General features: G+C 68.9%; 11 protein-coding genes and 2 pseudogenes. 10 read left to right on the top strand and 3 right to left on the bottom strand.

Features of this window, described 5'->3' with window-relative positions; translation table 11 throughout:
• Together KAE78_RS00895 and KAE78_RS00890 are read right to left on the bottom strand one after the other, a co-directional pair.
• Complete coding sequence (locus KAE78_RS00895; RefSeq protein ID WP_223171393.1) at nucleotides 1-1,407, bottom strand: aminopeptidase P family protein; 1,407 nt, start codon at nucleotides 1,405-1,407, stop codon at nucleotides 1-3.
• Between the two features lie 25 nt (nucleotides 1,408-1,432).
• On the bottom strand, nucleotides 1,433-2,455 hold the full coding sequence (locus KAE78_RS00890; RefSeq protein ID WP_223171392.1) for an endonuclease/exonuclease/phosphatase family protein: 1,023 nt from the start codon (nucleotides 2,453-2,455) through the stop codon (nucleotides 1,433-1,435).
• A 65-nt stretch (nucleotides 2,456-2,520) separates the two neighbouring features.
• Between KAE78_RS00890 and KAE78_RS00885 the strand changes: the two genes are divergently transcribed.
• The 9 genes and pseudogenes from KAE78_RS00885 to KAE78_RS00850 all read left to right on the top strand — a co-directional run bounded on the left by KAE78_RS00885 (nucleotide 2,521) and on the right by KAE78_RS00850 (nucleotide 10,595).
• Nucleotides 2,521-3,381: a PHP domain-containing protein gene (locus tag KAE78_RS00885; RefSeq protein WP_223171391.1), complete on the top strand. Its 861-nt coding sequence runs from the start codon at nucleotides 2,521-2,523 to the stop codon at nucleotides 3,379-3,381.
• A gap of 138 nt (nucleotides 3,382-3,519) precedes the next feature.
• Nucleotides 3,520-3,852 (top strand): annotated as a pseudogene (locus KAE78_RS17065) (LacI family DNA-binding transcriptional regulator); the annotation flags it as partial.
• 50 nt (nucleotides 3,853-3,902) lie between these two features.
• Nucleotides 3,903-4,394, top strand: a pseudogene (locus tag KAE78_RS17060) (substrate-binding domain-containing protein); the annotation flags it as partial.
• 238 nt (nucleotides 4,395-4,632) lie between these two features.
• Nucleotides 4,633-5,919 (top strand): extracellular solute-binding protein, encoded by a 1,287-nt coding sequence (locus KAE78_RS00875; RefSeq protein WP_223171390.1) that lies wholly within the window; start codon nucleotides 4,633-4,635, stop codon nucleotides 5,917-5,919.
• Between the two features lie 55 nt (nucleotides 5,920-5,974).
• Complete coding sequence (locus KAE78_RS00870; RefSeq protein ID WP_223171389.1) at nucleotides 5,975-6,916, top strand: carbohydrate ABC transporter permease; 942 nt, start codon at nucleotides 5,975-5,977, stop codon at nucleotides 6,914-6,916.
• A 1-nt stretch (nucleotide 6,917) separates the two neighbouring features.
• Complete coding sequence (locus KAE78_RS00865) at nucleotides 6,918-7,820, top strand: carbohydrate ABC transporter permease (RefSeq protein ID WP_411155966.1); 903 nt, start codon at nucleotides 6,918-6,920, stop codon at nucleotides 7,818-7,820.
• Nucleotides 7,817-8,758 (top strand): PfkB family carbohydrate kinase, encoded by a 942-nt coding sequence (locus KAE78_RS00860; protein WP_223171388.1) that lies wholly within the window; start codon nucleotides 7,817-7,819, stop codon nucleotides 8,756-8,758. Before KAE78_RS00865 ends, KAE78_RS00860 begins: the two co-directional genes overlap by 4 nt.
• Before the next feature lies 1 nt (nucleotide 8,759).
• Nucleotides 8,760-9,710 (top strand): family 43 glycosylhydrolase, encoded by a 951-nt coding sequence (locus tag KAE78_RS00855; protein ID WP_223171387.1) that lies wholly within the window; start codon nucleotides 8,760-8,762, stop codon nucleotides 9,708-9,710.
• 9 nt (nucleotides 9,711-9,719) lie between these two features.
• On the top strand, nucleotides 9,720-10,595 hold the full coding sequence (locus KAE78_RS00850) for a DUF817 domain-containing protein (protein ID WP_223171386.1): 876 nt from the start codon (nucleotides 9,720-9,722) through the stop codon (nucleotides 10,593-10,595).
• On the opposite strand, the gene KAE78_RS00845 is transcribed toward KAE78_RS00850, so the two are convergent.
• Nucleotides 10,554-12,083: a DEAD/DEAH box helicase gene (locus KAE78_RS00845; protein ID WP_223171385.1), complete on the bottom strand. Its 1,530-nt coding sequence runs from the start codon at nucleotides 12,081-12,083 to the stop codon at nucleotides 10,554-10,556. The genes KAE78_RS00850 and KAE78_RS00845 overlap by 42 nt on opposite strands.
• A 146-nt stretch (nucleotides 12,084-12,229) precedes the next feature.
• On the opposite strand from KAE78_RS00845, the gene KAE78_RS00840 reads away from it, so the two are divergent.
• Nucleotides 12,230-13,336, top strand: a complete 1,107-nt coding sequence (locus tag KAE78_RS00840; RefSeq protein WP_223171384.1) for a ferritin-like fold-containing protein — start codon at nucleotides 12,230-12,232, stop codon at nucleotides 13,334-13,336.
• Nucleotide 13,337: the final 1 nt, after the last annotated feature.

The following is a 13,337-nucleotide window of genomic DNA, read 5'->3' as shown; positions in this document are numbered from 1 at the left end:
TCAGCCCTGCAGTCGTGCGATCCAGGCCTCGACCTCGTCCGCCGTCCGCGGGATGTCGGCCGAGAGGTTCACCGGCCCGTCCTCGGTCATGAGGATGTCGTCCTCGATGCGCACGCCGATGCCGCGGTACTCCTCGGGGACGGTCAGATCGTCGATCTGGAAGTACAGGCCGGGCTCGATCGTGAAGACCATGCCGGCCTCCAGGACGCCGTCGTAGTACATCTCGCGCCGCGCCTGCGCGCAGTCGTGCACGTCGATGCCGAGGTGGTGCGAGGTGCCGTGCACCATGTAGCGGCGGTGCTGGCCGCCGTGGTCGGCGTCGAGCGCCTCCTCGGCGGTGACCGGCAACAGCCCCCACTCGGCGGTGCGCGCGGCGATGACCTCCATGGCCGCCTCGTGCACGGCGCGGAACTTCACCCCGGGACGAGCGGCCGCGAAGGCCGCGTCCGCCGCCTCGCGCACGGTCTCGTACACCCGGCGCTGCACCTCGGTGAAGGTGCCCGTGACCGGGAGCGTGCGGGTGATGTCGGCGGTGTAGAGGCTGTCGGCCTCGACACCGGCGTCGACGAGGATCAGGTCGCCGGGGACGACCGCGCCGTCGTTGCGGGTCCAGTGCAGGTAGCAGGCGTGGGGTCCGGATGCCGAGATCGTGTCGTAGCCCTCGCCGTTGCCGTCCTCGCGGGCGCGGCGGTGGAAGACGCCCTCCACGACGCGCTCGCCGCGGGAGTGGGCGACGGCATCCGGCAGCGCCCGCACGATGTCGTCGAAGCCGCGCGCGGTGACCTCGACCGCGTGGCGCAGCTCGGCGATCTCGTACTCGTCCTTGACCAGGCGCAGCTCCGAGACGAAGCGGGTGAGATCCTCGTCGGCGTCGAGGGTCACATCCTCATCGGATGCCGCGAACTCCTCCAGGTGCGCGGTCGCCACGCCCAGGTCGGCCGCGACCCCGGCCAGCGACGGACGCGGTCCGATCCAGAACTCGCCGATCGTGGCGTCGGAGTAGAACTCGCTCGTGGTGCGGTCGGCGCGCTCGCGGAAGTACAGGGTGACGTCGTGTCCGGCATCCGTCGGCTCGAAGACGAGCATCGAGTCGGGCTCGGCATCGCTCGCCCAGCCGGTGAGATGCGCGAAGGCCGAGTGCGCGCGGAACGGGTAGTCGGTGTCGTTGCTGCGCTGCTTGAGGGATCCGGCCGGGATCACCAGGCGCTTGCCTGGGAACGCCTCGGAGACCGTCGCGCGGCGCGCGGCGGCGAAGGGAGCCTGGGCGCGGGGAGTCGGCAGCGACTCGGGGCGCTCGGCCCACCCTTCGGAGATCGTGTCGAGAAAGCCGCGGGGGAAGGGCTGCTTGCGGTTCGTGACCTCGGCGGGGGCCTCTTCGGTGGCGGTGTCGTGCTCTGCGGTGCTCATCCTTCGATTCTTCCACGCCTCCGGATCATTCGGCGGGGGAGAGCTGCACGACCAGGGCGCGGTGGTCGCTGCCGCCGTCGTCTCCCAGGACCAGCGAGCCCTCCGGATGCCAGTTCGCGGTCGCGAGGATCCGGTCGATGGGGGCGCCCAGGAGCGAGGGGAGCGTCGTGGGCCAGGTGCCGGCCTGCCCGGTGCCGGTGCGTGCGGCGACGTCGAAGCAGGCACCCATGTCGCCGCCGCGCGTGCCGAGCGAGGCGGTGTGGTCGATCGTCGCGTTGAAGTCGCCTGCGAGGATCACATCGCCCGACGGGCACTGATCGGCGACCCACTGCAGGTCGGCCCGCCACTGATCCATGGCCGACTGCCGGGGTGCGACGGCGTGCACGGCGACGATCGTCGGACCCGTGCCGTCGACCGGCATGACGACGGCGCTGGGCACCTGCCCGGTGTTGCTCGTGCGGTCGAGCGAGGAGTCGATGACCGAGTAGTCGCCCAGGTCCGGCGAGATGAGGATCGTCGTCTGCCAGGCCTGAGGGCCGTTGACGACATCCGGATAGAAGTCGACGTGGTGCACCCACATCCGGTGGCCGCTCTCGCGCAGCATGAGGGCGATCTCGCGTCCGACCGAGTCGGCCGTCTCCGGCAGGGCGACCACGTCGGCGTCCTGCTCCACGATGGTCGCGGCGATCTCGGCGGCAGAGACCGCCTCGCCGTTGGTGTTCCAAGTCATGACCCGGATGCTGCCGTCCGACTTCTCCGGCAGCGCGCCCGGGCCGACGCCCCGCAGGTACAGCACGGTGCCGTGGGCGAGGGCGCCGAGGAGGGCGACGACGAGGATGGATGCCGCGAAGCCGCGCAGCGGGCGGGCGAGCAGGAGCAGCAGCATGAGGACGGCGAGAGCGAGATAGCCCGCGATGAGCACGCCCCGCATCGCCACGAGCTGGGCGACGGGGAAGAGCTGCTCGACCCGGAAGAACTGCGGCCAGACGACGATCGCGGTGGCGATCGCGAACAGGACCGTCAGCAGAACACCCAGGAGTCGGAACACACCACGAGCCTAGGCGAGCCTGCTGTGCGCGGGCTGTCGGTAGGCTCGAGAGTCGAGGAGGAAGCATGGCGCGATTCACGGGGCCGATCGACCTCCACCTGCATTCGAACCACTCCGACGGCACCGAGGCACCCGCAGAGGTCATGCGGCAGGCGCACGCGTACGGGGTGCGCACCGCGGCCCTCACCGACCACGACACGACTTCGGGCTGGGCGGAGGCGGCGGAGGCGGCATCCGATCTGGGCATGACCTTCGTCCCGGGCATGGAGCTGTCGGCCAAGCACGGCTGGCGCAGCGTCCACATGCTTGCCTACCTCGTGGACCCGTCGGATGCCGCGCTCCTGGCCGAGTGCGCGCGTATCCGCGACGACCGGATCGGGCGCGCCGAGAGGATCGTGCGCAACATCGCCCGCGACTTCGATCTGCACTGGGATCACGTGCTCGCCCAGACCACCGGGGATGCGACCGTCGGGCGCCCGCACATCGCCGATGCGCTCATCGCGCAGGGGATCGTGCGCGACCGCACCGAGGCGTTCGAGGGCATCCTGCATCCGCGCACCGGCTACTACGAGCCGCACTATGCGCCCGACCCCTTCACCGCGATCGAGCTGATCCTGGGCGCGGGCGGGGTGCCGGTCATGGCGCATCCCGCGACCGTCAGCCGCGACCACATGCTGCCGGTCGCCGTGATCGACGAGCTCGTCGACGCGGGGCTCGCGGGGCTGGAGATCGGGCATCGCGAGAACACCGAGCGCGGCAAGAAGGCGCTGCAGAAGATCGCCGACCGGCGCGATCTGATCGTCACCGGTTCGAGCGACTATCACGGCGCCGGCAAGCCCAATCGGCCGGGGGAGAACACGACGACGGATGCCGCGCTCGCGCGGATCGTGGAGCGGGCGACGGGGAACGCGCCCTCCTTCCCCTAGGGCTGCCGGCTCTCTCCTGCAGAAGCCGGGGTTGACAATCGCTCCGGCGGTCCGGCAGAATCTCACACACAATGATAAATCGATTAAGCATCTAGATAAATCGATTAGTCATCTCATCCGACGCAATGGAGCAGAAGAATGGCGAGAGTGCGGATCGCAGACGTCGCGAAGGCGGCGGGCGTATCCTCGGCGACAGTGTCGCTCGTGCTCAACGGTGCCGAGGCGCGGATCTCTCCCGACACCCGTGAGCGCGTGCGACGCATAGCCGAAGAGATCGGCTATGTGCCCAATCCCATCGCCCGGAGTCTGCGCACGCGTAGCACGCGCACCATCGGTCTCGTCTCCGACCGCATCGCGACGACCCCCTTCGCCGGACGCATGCTGGCGGGGGCCCAGGAAGTGGCTCGCGAGCACGGCCACCTCGTCATCCTCGTCGACACCGACGGCCATCCCGAGGTGGAGGCCGACGCGATCCGGACGCTCGTGAACCATCAGGTGGACGGCATCATCTACGCGAGCATGTGGCATCGTGTGCTCCGCGCTCCCGCAGGTCTTCCCCCGGCGCGGTGTTCCTGGACTGCCGCCCCGAGGACGGCGGCTTCCCCGCGGTCGTGCCGCACGACTACGCCGGCGGCCGGGCCGCGGTCCGCGAGCTCGTGGAGTTCGGGCACCGGCGCGTCGCCTTCATCGACACGGACGAGGAGCGCCCCGTCGCCGCGGAGCTGCGCTATCGCGCGTATGTCGACGTGCTCACCGAAGCCGGCATCGATCCGGACCCCGATCTACACGTGAGCGTGCCCACCTCCGCGGCGGGCGGCCGGGCTGCGGCCGAAGCGCTCTGGGCACTGCCGCCTGACCGCCGCCCCACCGGCGTCTTCGTCTTCAACGACCGCATCGCAGCGGGCGTGTACTCCTGGGCGAACCGCGCCGGACTGCGCGTGCCCGACGACCTCTCGGTCGTCGGCTACGACGACCAGCAGCTCATCGCCGCCGAACTCGACCCGCCTCTGACGACGGTCGCGCTTCCGCACGCCGCGATGGGCCGCTGGGCGATGGAGGTCGCCCTCGGCATCCGCGACGCATCCGACTCCCACCCCACCTCATGGACTGCCCGATCATCCGTCGGGCCTCCGTGGGTCCACCGGCACCCCTCGGCAGCGTGCCCGGCCCGGCCCCGCGGACGACGACCGCCCCGGCGGTCACCCCTCCCGGAGCGACGTAGACGTCGCTCCCGCACCGAAAGGAATACCGATGAAGCGCTCCTTCATCCCGCTGGCCGCGACCGGCGTGGCTGCCGCGCTGGTGCTGACCGCATGCGGTCAGGCCGGTCAGGGCACGACGACCGAAGACGGTCGCACCGTCATCTCGATGTGGACCCATTCGGCGGGAAACCCCGCCGAGCTGGAGGTGTACGAACGGATCATCTCCGACTTCAACGCCTCCCAGGAGGCCTATCAGGTCGTCCACGAGTCCTTCCCGCAGGGCGCGTACAACGACGCGATCGTCGCCGCCGCAGCATCCGGCGACCTGCCCTGCCTCCTGGACCTCGACGGTCCGATCATGCCCAACTGGGCGTGGGCGGGCTATCTGCAGCCGCTCGGCCTCTCGCCGGCGATCACCGATTCCCTCCTTCCCACCGCCGTCGGCGTCTGGGATGGTGAGATCTACTCGGCCGGCTACTGGGACGCCGCGCTGGGCATCTTCGCCCGCGAATCGGTGCTGGACGAGAACGGGATCCGCATCCCGACGGTGGACGCGCCCTGGACCGAGGACGAGTTCACCTCGGTGCTGTCCACGCTCCAGGACGCCGGATACGACACGCCGATCGACATCGGTGCCGAGGACACCGGCGAGTGGTGGCCCTACGCATACTCTCCCTTCCTGCAGAGCTTCGGCGGCGATCTCATCGACCGTTCGACGATGCTGTCGGCTGACGGGGCCCTCAACGGCCCGGAAGCGGTCGCATGGGGCGAGTGGTTCCAGAGCCTGTTCGCCGAGGGATTCGCGAACAACAGCGGCACGATCGGCAACCAGGAGTTCATCGACGACGAGGTCGCACTCAGTTACACGGGCGTATGGAACGGCCTCGACGCCGTCGACGCGGTCGGCGACGACCTGCTCATCCTGCCTCCGCCGGACCTCGGCCACGGTCCCAAGATCGGTGGCGGCTCCTGGCAGTGGGGCATCTCCTCGGGCTGCAACGACGCGGACGGCGCTCGTGCCTACCTCGAGTTCTCGTTCAAGGACGAGTACATCACCGAGTTCGCCGACAAGCAGGTCGTGATCCCGGCCACCGAGGCGGCTGCGGCGGCATCCGAGCACTTCGGTCAAGACGGCGCGCTGCGCCCCTTCGCGGAGTTCTCACAGCAGTTCGCGGTGCTGCGGCCGGAGACGCCCGCCTACGCCGTGATCTCCTCGACGTTCGAGACGGCCGCGAAGGACATCATGAACGGCGCCGACGTCCAGACGGTCCTCGACAACGCCGTCACCGAGATCGACACGAACATCGCGTCGAACGACGGCTACGGATTCCAGTGATCCTCCGGATGGTGGGGGCACACGCCCCCACCATCCTCCGAGAAAGCAGACGTCCATGACAGTCACACCGCCGACGGTGGCGGCGGAGAAGCCCCGGCGCGCGCTCCGTCGCTTCCGCTCCTCGAAGGGCAGGCAGACGTGGGCCGGCCTGGGGATGATCGCCCCGGCCGCCGTCCTCCTGATCCTGTTCCTGATCATTCCCGTGCTCCTCGCGTTCACGCTCTCGTTCACGAACGCGCGGCTGATCTCGCCCAACCCGCCCCGCTTCGTCGGGTTCGACAACTTCCTTCGGGCGTTCACCGCGGATCCGATCTTCCTCCAGTCGGCCTGGAACACCTTCCTCTTCGCGCTCGTGGTCGTGCCGGTGCAGGCCGGACTCGGCCTCGTGCTGGCCGTCCTGGTGAACAGGCGCCTGCGCGGCACGACGGCGTTCCGCGTCATCTTCTTCGTCCCGGTCGTCACCTCGATCGTCGTCGTCTCGATCCTGTGGCGGTTCATGTTCCAGGCCGACGGCCTCATCAACTCGATGATCGACACCCTCACCTTCGGGCTGTGGGGCGGGATGGACTGGTTGAACGATCCGCGGACCGCTCTCGGCGCGATCATCGTCGTCTCGATCTGGCAGGCGGTCGGGTTCCACATGATCATCTGGCTCTCGGGCCTGCAGACGATCCCGGAGGAGCTGTACGAGGCGGCCCGCATGGACGGAGCCAGTCCCTGGCGGCAGTTCACGAACGTCACCTGGCCGGGACTGCGCCCGACGATGGTCTTCGTGCTCGTGACCATCACGATCGCCGCACTCGGGCTGTTCGTGCAGATCGACGTCATGACGCAGGGAGGACCTGTGGGCTCGACCTCGACGATCGTGTACCACGCGGTCCGCAAGGGCTATGCGCAGCAGGAGATCGGCTATGCCGCCGCGATCTCGCTGATCTTCTTCGTCGCGGTCCTCATCATCGCCCTCGTCCAGCGGCGCCTGACCAGGGAGAAGGACTGACATGACCGCCATGGCCACCGCCACAGAGAGCAGGCGGCGCCTGCGCAGCAAGGTGCTCACCTACCTCGCCATGTCGCTGCTCGCGCTCGTGTTCCTGTTCCCGCTCGTGTTCATGTTCGTCTCGAGTCTCAAACCCGACAGCCAGATCCTCCGGGACATCGGCTCTCCGGCGGCGTTCCTGCCGGTGGGCGACATCAGTCTCGACAACTACTTCGGCGTCTTCGACCGCGTGCCCGTCGCGCAGTTCCTGTTCAACTCCGTGCTCGTGACCGTGCTGACGGTGGGGCTGGGGCTCGTGGTCAACTCCATGGCCGGCTTCGCCCTGTCGCGGCTGGAGTGGAAGGGGCGCGTCGTCGTCCTCGCCGTCGTCATCGCCACACTCATCGTTCCCTTCGAGACCATCGCGGTGCCGATGGTCTACTGGGTCAACCAGTTGCCGACGCTCGTGCTGGAGGGCGGCATGCTCAAGTACGACTTCGGCTGGCTGAACACCTACGAGGTGCAGATCGTGCCGTTCATCGCGAACGCCTTCTCGATCTTCCTGTTCGCGCAGTACTTCTCGACGATCCCCAAGTCGCTCGACGAGGCCGCCCGCATCGACGGCGCGAGCTGGTTCGCGATCTACCGCAGGATCATCGTGCCCCTGTCGGGACCGGCCTTCGCGACGGTCGCGATCCTGACCTTCCTGCCCGCGTGGAACCAGTATCTGTGGCCGCTCATGGTCGTGCAGCGTGAGGAGTTGCGGCCGGTGATGGTCGGCATGCAGTACTTCTTCCAGCTGAACACGGCGTGGGGCGAGGTCATGGCCTACACCTCGCTCATCACGATCCCCGTTCTCATCGTCTTCCTGGTCTTCCAGCGAGCCTTCGTCAGCAGTATCGCTGCCAGCGGGGTCAAGGGATGACCGGCACCATGCTCGATGTCGTCGTGCTCGGAGAAGCACTCGTCGACATCGTCAGAACTCCCGCCGGGGCGGCCGAGAGCCCCGGCGGGAGCCCCGCGAACGTCGCCGTCGCCCTCGGACGCCTCGATCGCCGCGTCGTACTCGTCACGACCCTCGCCGCCGATGAGCGCGGAAGGCGCGTCGGCGAGTGGCTCGCGGCATCCGGCGTCGAGACCGTGCTGGCCTCGGTGCCCGGAAGGACGGGGACCGCGGATGCACTCATCGGCAGGACGGGGGATGCGGAGTACTCCTTCGACGTCGAGTGGAATCTGCCCGCCGCGCTCGCCCTGCCTCCGGCGCGCATCGCGCACACGGGCTCCGTCGCGGCATCGCTCCCGCCCGGAGCGGACGTCGTCGCCGACGTCGTCGAGACGGTCGCTGCAGAGACCCTCGTGACCTTCGACCCCAATATCCGTCCGGCACTGGCGGAGGACCTCGTCGCTGCGCGCACACGGGTCGAGCGTCTCGTGCGCGTCGCCGACGTCGTCAAGGCGAGCGCGGACGACACAGCATGGCTGTATCCCGGTCTCACGTCGGAGCGGGTCGCGCGCCTGTGGCTCGGGCTCGGCGCGACGCTCGTCGTCGTCACGGAGGGCGCCGAGGGCGCCCTGGCGGCGCACGGCTCGGCGATCGTGCGCGTGAGGGCTTCGCGCGTGCACGTGGTCGACACCGTCGGTGCGGGCGACACCTTCATGGGTGCCATCATCGACGCTCTGCTCGCTCTCGGCGACGATGCCGACGAGATCCGGCGGGCGCTCGCGGCATTCACCGCGGACGATCTCGACGGGCTTCTCTCCCGCGGCGTGGCCGCCGCGGCCGTCACGGTGTCGCGGGCCGGGATGGATCCCCCGCGACGCGCCGACCTCGCCGACCTCGTTCGATCGAAAGGACATCTCTGACGTGTTCGACCTCCCCGACTCCTGGGTATGGGACTTCTGGTTCGCCGACGACGGGACGCGGTACCACCTCTTCTTCCTCTATGCCTCACGGGCGCTGCACGATCCGGATGCGCGGCATCATCGCGCCTCGATCGGGCATGCCGTGTCAGACGACCTCGTGTCGTGGACACGCGTCGCCGACGCGCTCGTCAGGGGAGACGCCCCCGCCTTCGACGAGCTCGCCACCTGGACCGGCTCGGTGGTGCGCCACCCCGACGGACGCTGGTTCATGTTCTATACGGGCGCGCGACTGGAGTCGGGCGGACGCAACGTCCAGCGCATCGGCTACGCGATCTCGCACGACCTCCACACCTGGACCAAGTCGCCGGATTCCGTGCTCGAGGCCGACGGCCGGTGGTACGAGCGCATCGACTCCTCCCAGTGGCACGACGAGGCCTTCCGCGATCCCTGGGTGTTCGCCGATCCGGACGGCGAAGGCTGGCACATGTTCGTGACCGCGCGCGCGAACGAAGGTCCGGTGCACGGACGCGGTGTCGTCGGACACGCCGTTTCGGACGATCTTGAGACCTGGAGGCTCCGTGAACCTCTCAGCTCGCCGTCGGATGCGGGGTTCGGCCAGCTCGAAGTCATGCAGAGCGAGATCGTCGACGGCAGGCCCGTGCTGTTGTTCTCCTGCCTCGGCGAGCACTCCTCGCCGACCCGGAGGGCACGATTCCCTAAGGGCGCGGTGTGGGCGGTGCCGTCGAACTCGCTGACGGGCCCGTTCGACGTCGGAGCGGCCCATCCGATTGCGGACGATGAACTCTACGTGGGCCGTCTCGTGCGCCGCCGCGACGAGGAGAAGTGGTTGTTCATCGCTTTCCGGCATCTCGATGACGAGGGGCGATTCGTCGGCGGCGTGACCGACCCGCGGCCGGTCGCCTGGGAGGGTGATCGACTGGTCGTCGGCTAGCGTCGAGGGGTGCAGCAATCCACCGCCCTTGAGCGACGCATCGACGCCGTCGCCCATCGCCTCCTGCGCGATGCCTCGGACCGGGGCGTGCGGGCGGGGCTGATCGAGTTCGGCGTCTTCGTGCTCAAACAGGCGTGGGCGTGCATCTTCGGGGCCGCACTGCTTGTGGCCATCATCGCCGCGCGGCTCTGGTACCCCGACGACGCCCTGCTGGCGCGCAACGACTTCCTGACGATCGTGGCCGTGCTCATCCAGGTCGCGATGATCGCCGGGCGCCTGGAGACCGGGCGCGAACTGTGGGTGATCGTGCTCTTCCACGTGACCGGGACCGTGATGGAGATCTTCAAGACGGATGTCGGCTCCTGGGCCTATGCCGCCGACGGCATACTGAGGATCGGCGGCGTGCCGCTGTTCAGCGGGTTCATGTACGCGGCGGTCGGCTCGTACATGGTGCGCGTCTACCGGCTGCACGACCTGCGCTTCGATCGCTATCCGAAGCGCTGGCTGACCGCGATCGTCGCCGCCTTGATCTACGTGAACTTCTTCACGCACCACTTCTGGTGGGATGCGCGGTGGGTGCTGCTCATCGCCGTCGTGGTCCTGTGGCTGCCGACCGTCATGCACGCGCGCGTCTGGCGGCGGGTGCTGAGGCTTCCGCTGCTGGCGGTGTTCGCCGGCGTCGCGGTGTTCATCTACCTCGCCGAGAACATCGGCACCTGGGCCGGGGCCTGGCTGTACCCGAATCAGGCCGACGGCTGGGAACTCGTCTCGCTCTCGAAGCTGAGCTCGTGGTTCCTGCTGATGATCATCTCGGTCGTGCTCGTGGCGTGGGTGTACCCGCCGTCACGCGCTCTGGACCGGAGCACCGCCGCCCGCACCGCCTGAGCCGCCGCGGCGACGGCGACGCCGGCGCGAGGGCGCGGGGCGCCCGTCGTGGTGCTCCTTGCCGGCGCCGTCGTGCGTGCCCGCGCCGTCGGAGTCGCGGTCGACGGTCGCCACAGGAGCGGCGGTGGAGGAGGTGTCGGCGACGGCATCCGTTCCCTGGGCGAAGGTGTCGCCGGTTCCCGAGGCGCGCCGCCGCCGGCGGCGCCGGCGGGTCGTGCCGTCGTCGGTGCCCTGCTCCGCGGCATCCGATGCCTTGGACGGACGCTGCGAGCCTCGCTGACCGTCGCGCTGGGCCTTGGGAGCCGTCGTCAGGCGGCCCTTGGTGCCCTCGGGGATGTCGAGGTCGGTGTACAGGTGCGGGCTCGAGGAGTAGGTCTCGATGGGCTCGGGCTGGCCGAACTCGAGGGCGCGGTTGATGAGAGCCCACTTGTGCAGGTCGTCCCAGTCGACGAAGGTCACGGCGATGCCGGTCTTGCCGGCGCGGCCGGTGCGGCCGGCGCGGTGCAGGTAGGTCTTCTCGTCGTCGGGGATCGTGTGATTGATCACGTGGGTGACGTCGTCGACATCGATGCCGCGGGCGGCGACGTCGGTGGCGACGAGGACGTCGCGCTTGCCGGCCTTGAACGCGGCCATCGAGCGCTCGCGCTGCTCCTGACCCATGTCTCCGTGCACGCCGCCGACGTTGAAGCCGCGGTCGCCCAGTTCGTCGACCAGCCGCTGGGCGGCGCGCTTGGTGCGCGTGAAGATGACCGTCTTGCCGCGGCCGTTCGCCTGCAGGATGCGGGCGATCACCTCGTCCTTGTCGAGCGAGTGGGCCCGGTAGACCAGGTGGTTGATGTTGGCCTGGGTCAGACCCTCATCGGGATCGGTGGCCCGGATGTGGATCGGGTTGCTCATGAAGCGGCGCGCCAGGGCGACGATCGGGCCGGGCATCGTCGCGGAGAACAGCTGGGTGTGGCGGATGGCCGGCACCTTCTGGAAGATCTTCTCGATGTCGGCGAGGAAGCCGAGGTCGAGCATCTTGTCGGCCTCGTCGAGGACGACCTCGGTCGCGTTCGAGAGGTCGAGCAGGCGCTGACCGGCCAGGTCGATGAGTCGTCCGGGCGTACCCACGACGATCTGCGCGCCGGCCTTGAGCTGCTCGATCTGCCCTTCGTAGGCCTTGCCGCCGTAGATCGCGACCACGCTCGTGGAGCGGTTGCTCGTGAGCAGGTCGATGTCTTCGTAGACCTGCACGGCCAGTTCACGGGTCGGCACGACGATGAGCGCCTTGACGCCGGGCTCCGGGTCCTGACCCAGACGCTGGACGACCGGGATGCCGAAGCCGAACGTCTTTCCGGTGCCGGTCTTGGCCTGTCCGATGATGTCCTGCCCGGGAAGCCCCAGGGGGATGGTCTGCTCCTGGATGGGGAAGGCGTCCACGATCCCGCGGGAGGCGAGCGCGTCGATGATGTCCTGATCGATACCGAGATCAGCGAAAGTTGTCACTGCAGTTCACGTGCCTGTCCGGCGGCCGCGCCGCCTCGAAATGAAGTTCCACGCCGTTCATGGATTCTCAGGCGCGGGGCCCTGCTCCGATGGCAGGGCGTGACAAGCCTACCCGAGGCCGCCCGGTGGCCGAGTAGTCTGAACACGTGGTCACCTGGTTCTGGCAGCGCAAGAAGCCGCGGCGTGCTCTCAAACTGCGTTCGCGCGGCGAGCTGGGCGACGCGACCCGTGTCGATTTCGCCGAGCTCGCCCCGGAGCTGGATCGCTTCCTCGGACAGGCCGCGTATCTCCAGCTGGGCTACTTCGAGACGCTCTCGCGCATGATCCGGGCCACTCCCGACCTCGTCGAGAAGGAATCGATCTCGCGTGCCGCCGCGGCGGCCCTGGACAAGCACCGTCAGATCGTGGAGGTCATGCGGGAGCGCGGAGCGGATCCGACCGAGCTCATGCTTCCCTTCCAGGAGGGGCTCGACGCCTTCCGCCGGAAGACGATCGGCGCTCGCCAGCGCGAGACGCTGCTGGCCGTCTACATCACCGCCGGGATCCTCGACGACTTCTATCTCGCCCTGGCCTCCAGCTACGGCGACACGGGGGAGCGGGTCGCGGAGATCCTCAGCGAGGACGATGCCCACCAGGACGTCGTGCGGATCCTGCGCGCGACGATCGACTCCGACCCGGAGTGGCGCTCGCTCCTGTCGATGTGGGCGAGGCGCCTCGTCGGCGACACGATCCTCGTCGCGCGGGCGCGCTGCGGGCAGAGCGGCTCGCCCTCGCGGACGAGGAGCGCGTGGAGCCCGTCTACACCGAGCTCATGTCCGCGCACGCGCGCCGGATGGACGGACTCGGACTGGCCAGCTAGTCGATCGAGACGAGGACCGCGCTCCAGGGGCAGTAGTAGGGCTGGTCACGGTCTCGTCCTCTACGAAGGAGGGGAGCCCGTCGCAGACCTCGGTCGTCGCGCGCGCGAACTCGAACTGCGCGGGTCGATGTGCCACGACCACGGTTCGTTGACGCTCGCTTCGCCGCGCACCACGATTCCGTTGGGGATGGCGGCGACGTCGTCGCCGGCAAGGAGCCTCTCGGCGTGCTCGACCAACTCCGGGGTGACCAGCTCGACTTTGAAGGTCTCAGAGCCCGCGACCTCGAAGGTGGCGACGGGATTGGCGGGCTCGGAGGCGCAGCTCGAGAGCGCGAGCAGGCCGACGGCGAGCAGGGCGAGCGTGCGTCGAGAGGCGTTCATGACGCGAGCCTAAC

Source organism: Microbacterium sp. NIBRBAC000506063 (genome assembly GCF_017968845.1).
Classification (GTDB): domain Bacteria; phylum Actinomycetota; class Actinomycetes; order Actinomycetales; family Microbacteriaceae; genus Microbacterium.
Note: the sequence above shows the minus strand (reverse complement) of the source record. Positions and strands in the feature narration are given on the sequence as shown.

Excerpts from the sequence above, each read along its gene's own strand:
- KAE78_RS00865 (WP_411155966.1), top strand. The coding sequence starts at position 6,918 with ATGACCGCCATGGCCACCGCCACAGAGAGCAGGCGGCGCCTGCGCAGC.
- KAE78_RS00895 (WP_223171393.1), bottom strand. The coding sequence starts at position 1,407 with ATGAGCACCGCAGAGCACGACACCGCCACCGAAGAGGCCCCCGCCGAG.
- KAE78_RS00875 (WP_223171390.1), top strand. The coding sequence starts at position 4,633 with ATGAAGCGCTCCTTCATCCCGCTGGCCGCGACCGGCGTGGCTGCCGCG.
- KAE78_RS00870 (WP_223171389.1), top strand. The coding sequence starts at position 5,975 with ATGACAGTCACACCGCCGACGGTGGCGGCGGAGAAGCCCCGGCGCGCG.
- KAE78_RS00885 (WP_223171391.1), top strand. The coding sequence starts at position 2,521 with ATGGCGCGATTCACGGGGCCGATCGACCTCCACCTGCATTCGAACCAC.
- KAE78_RS00860 (WP_223171388.1), top strand. The coding sequence starts at position 7,817 with ATGACCGGCACCATGCTCGATGTCGTCGTGCTCGGAGAAGCACTCGTC.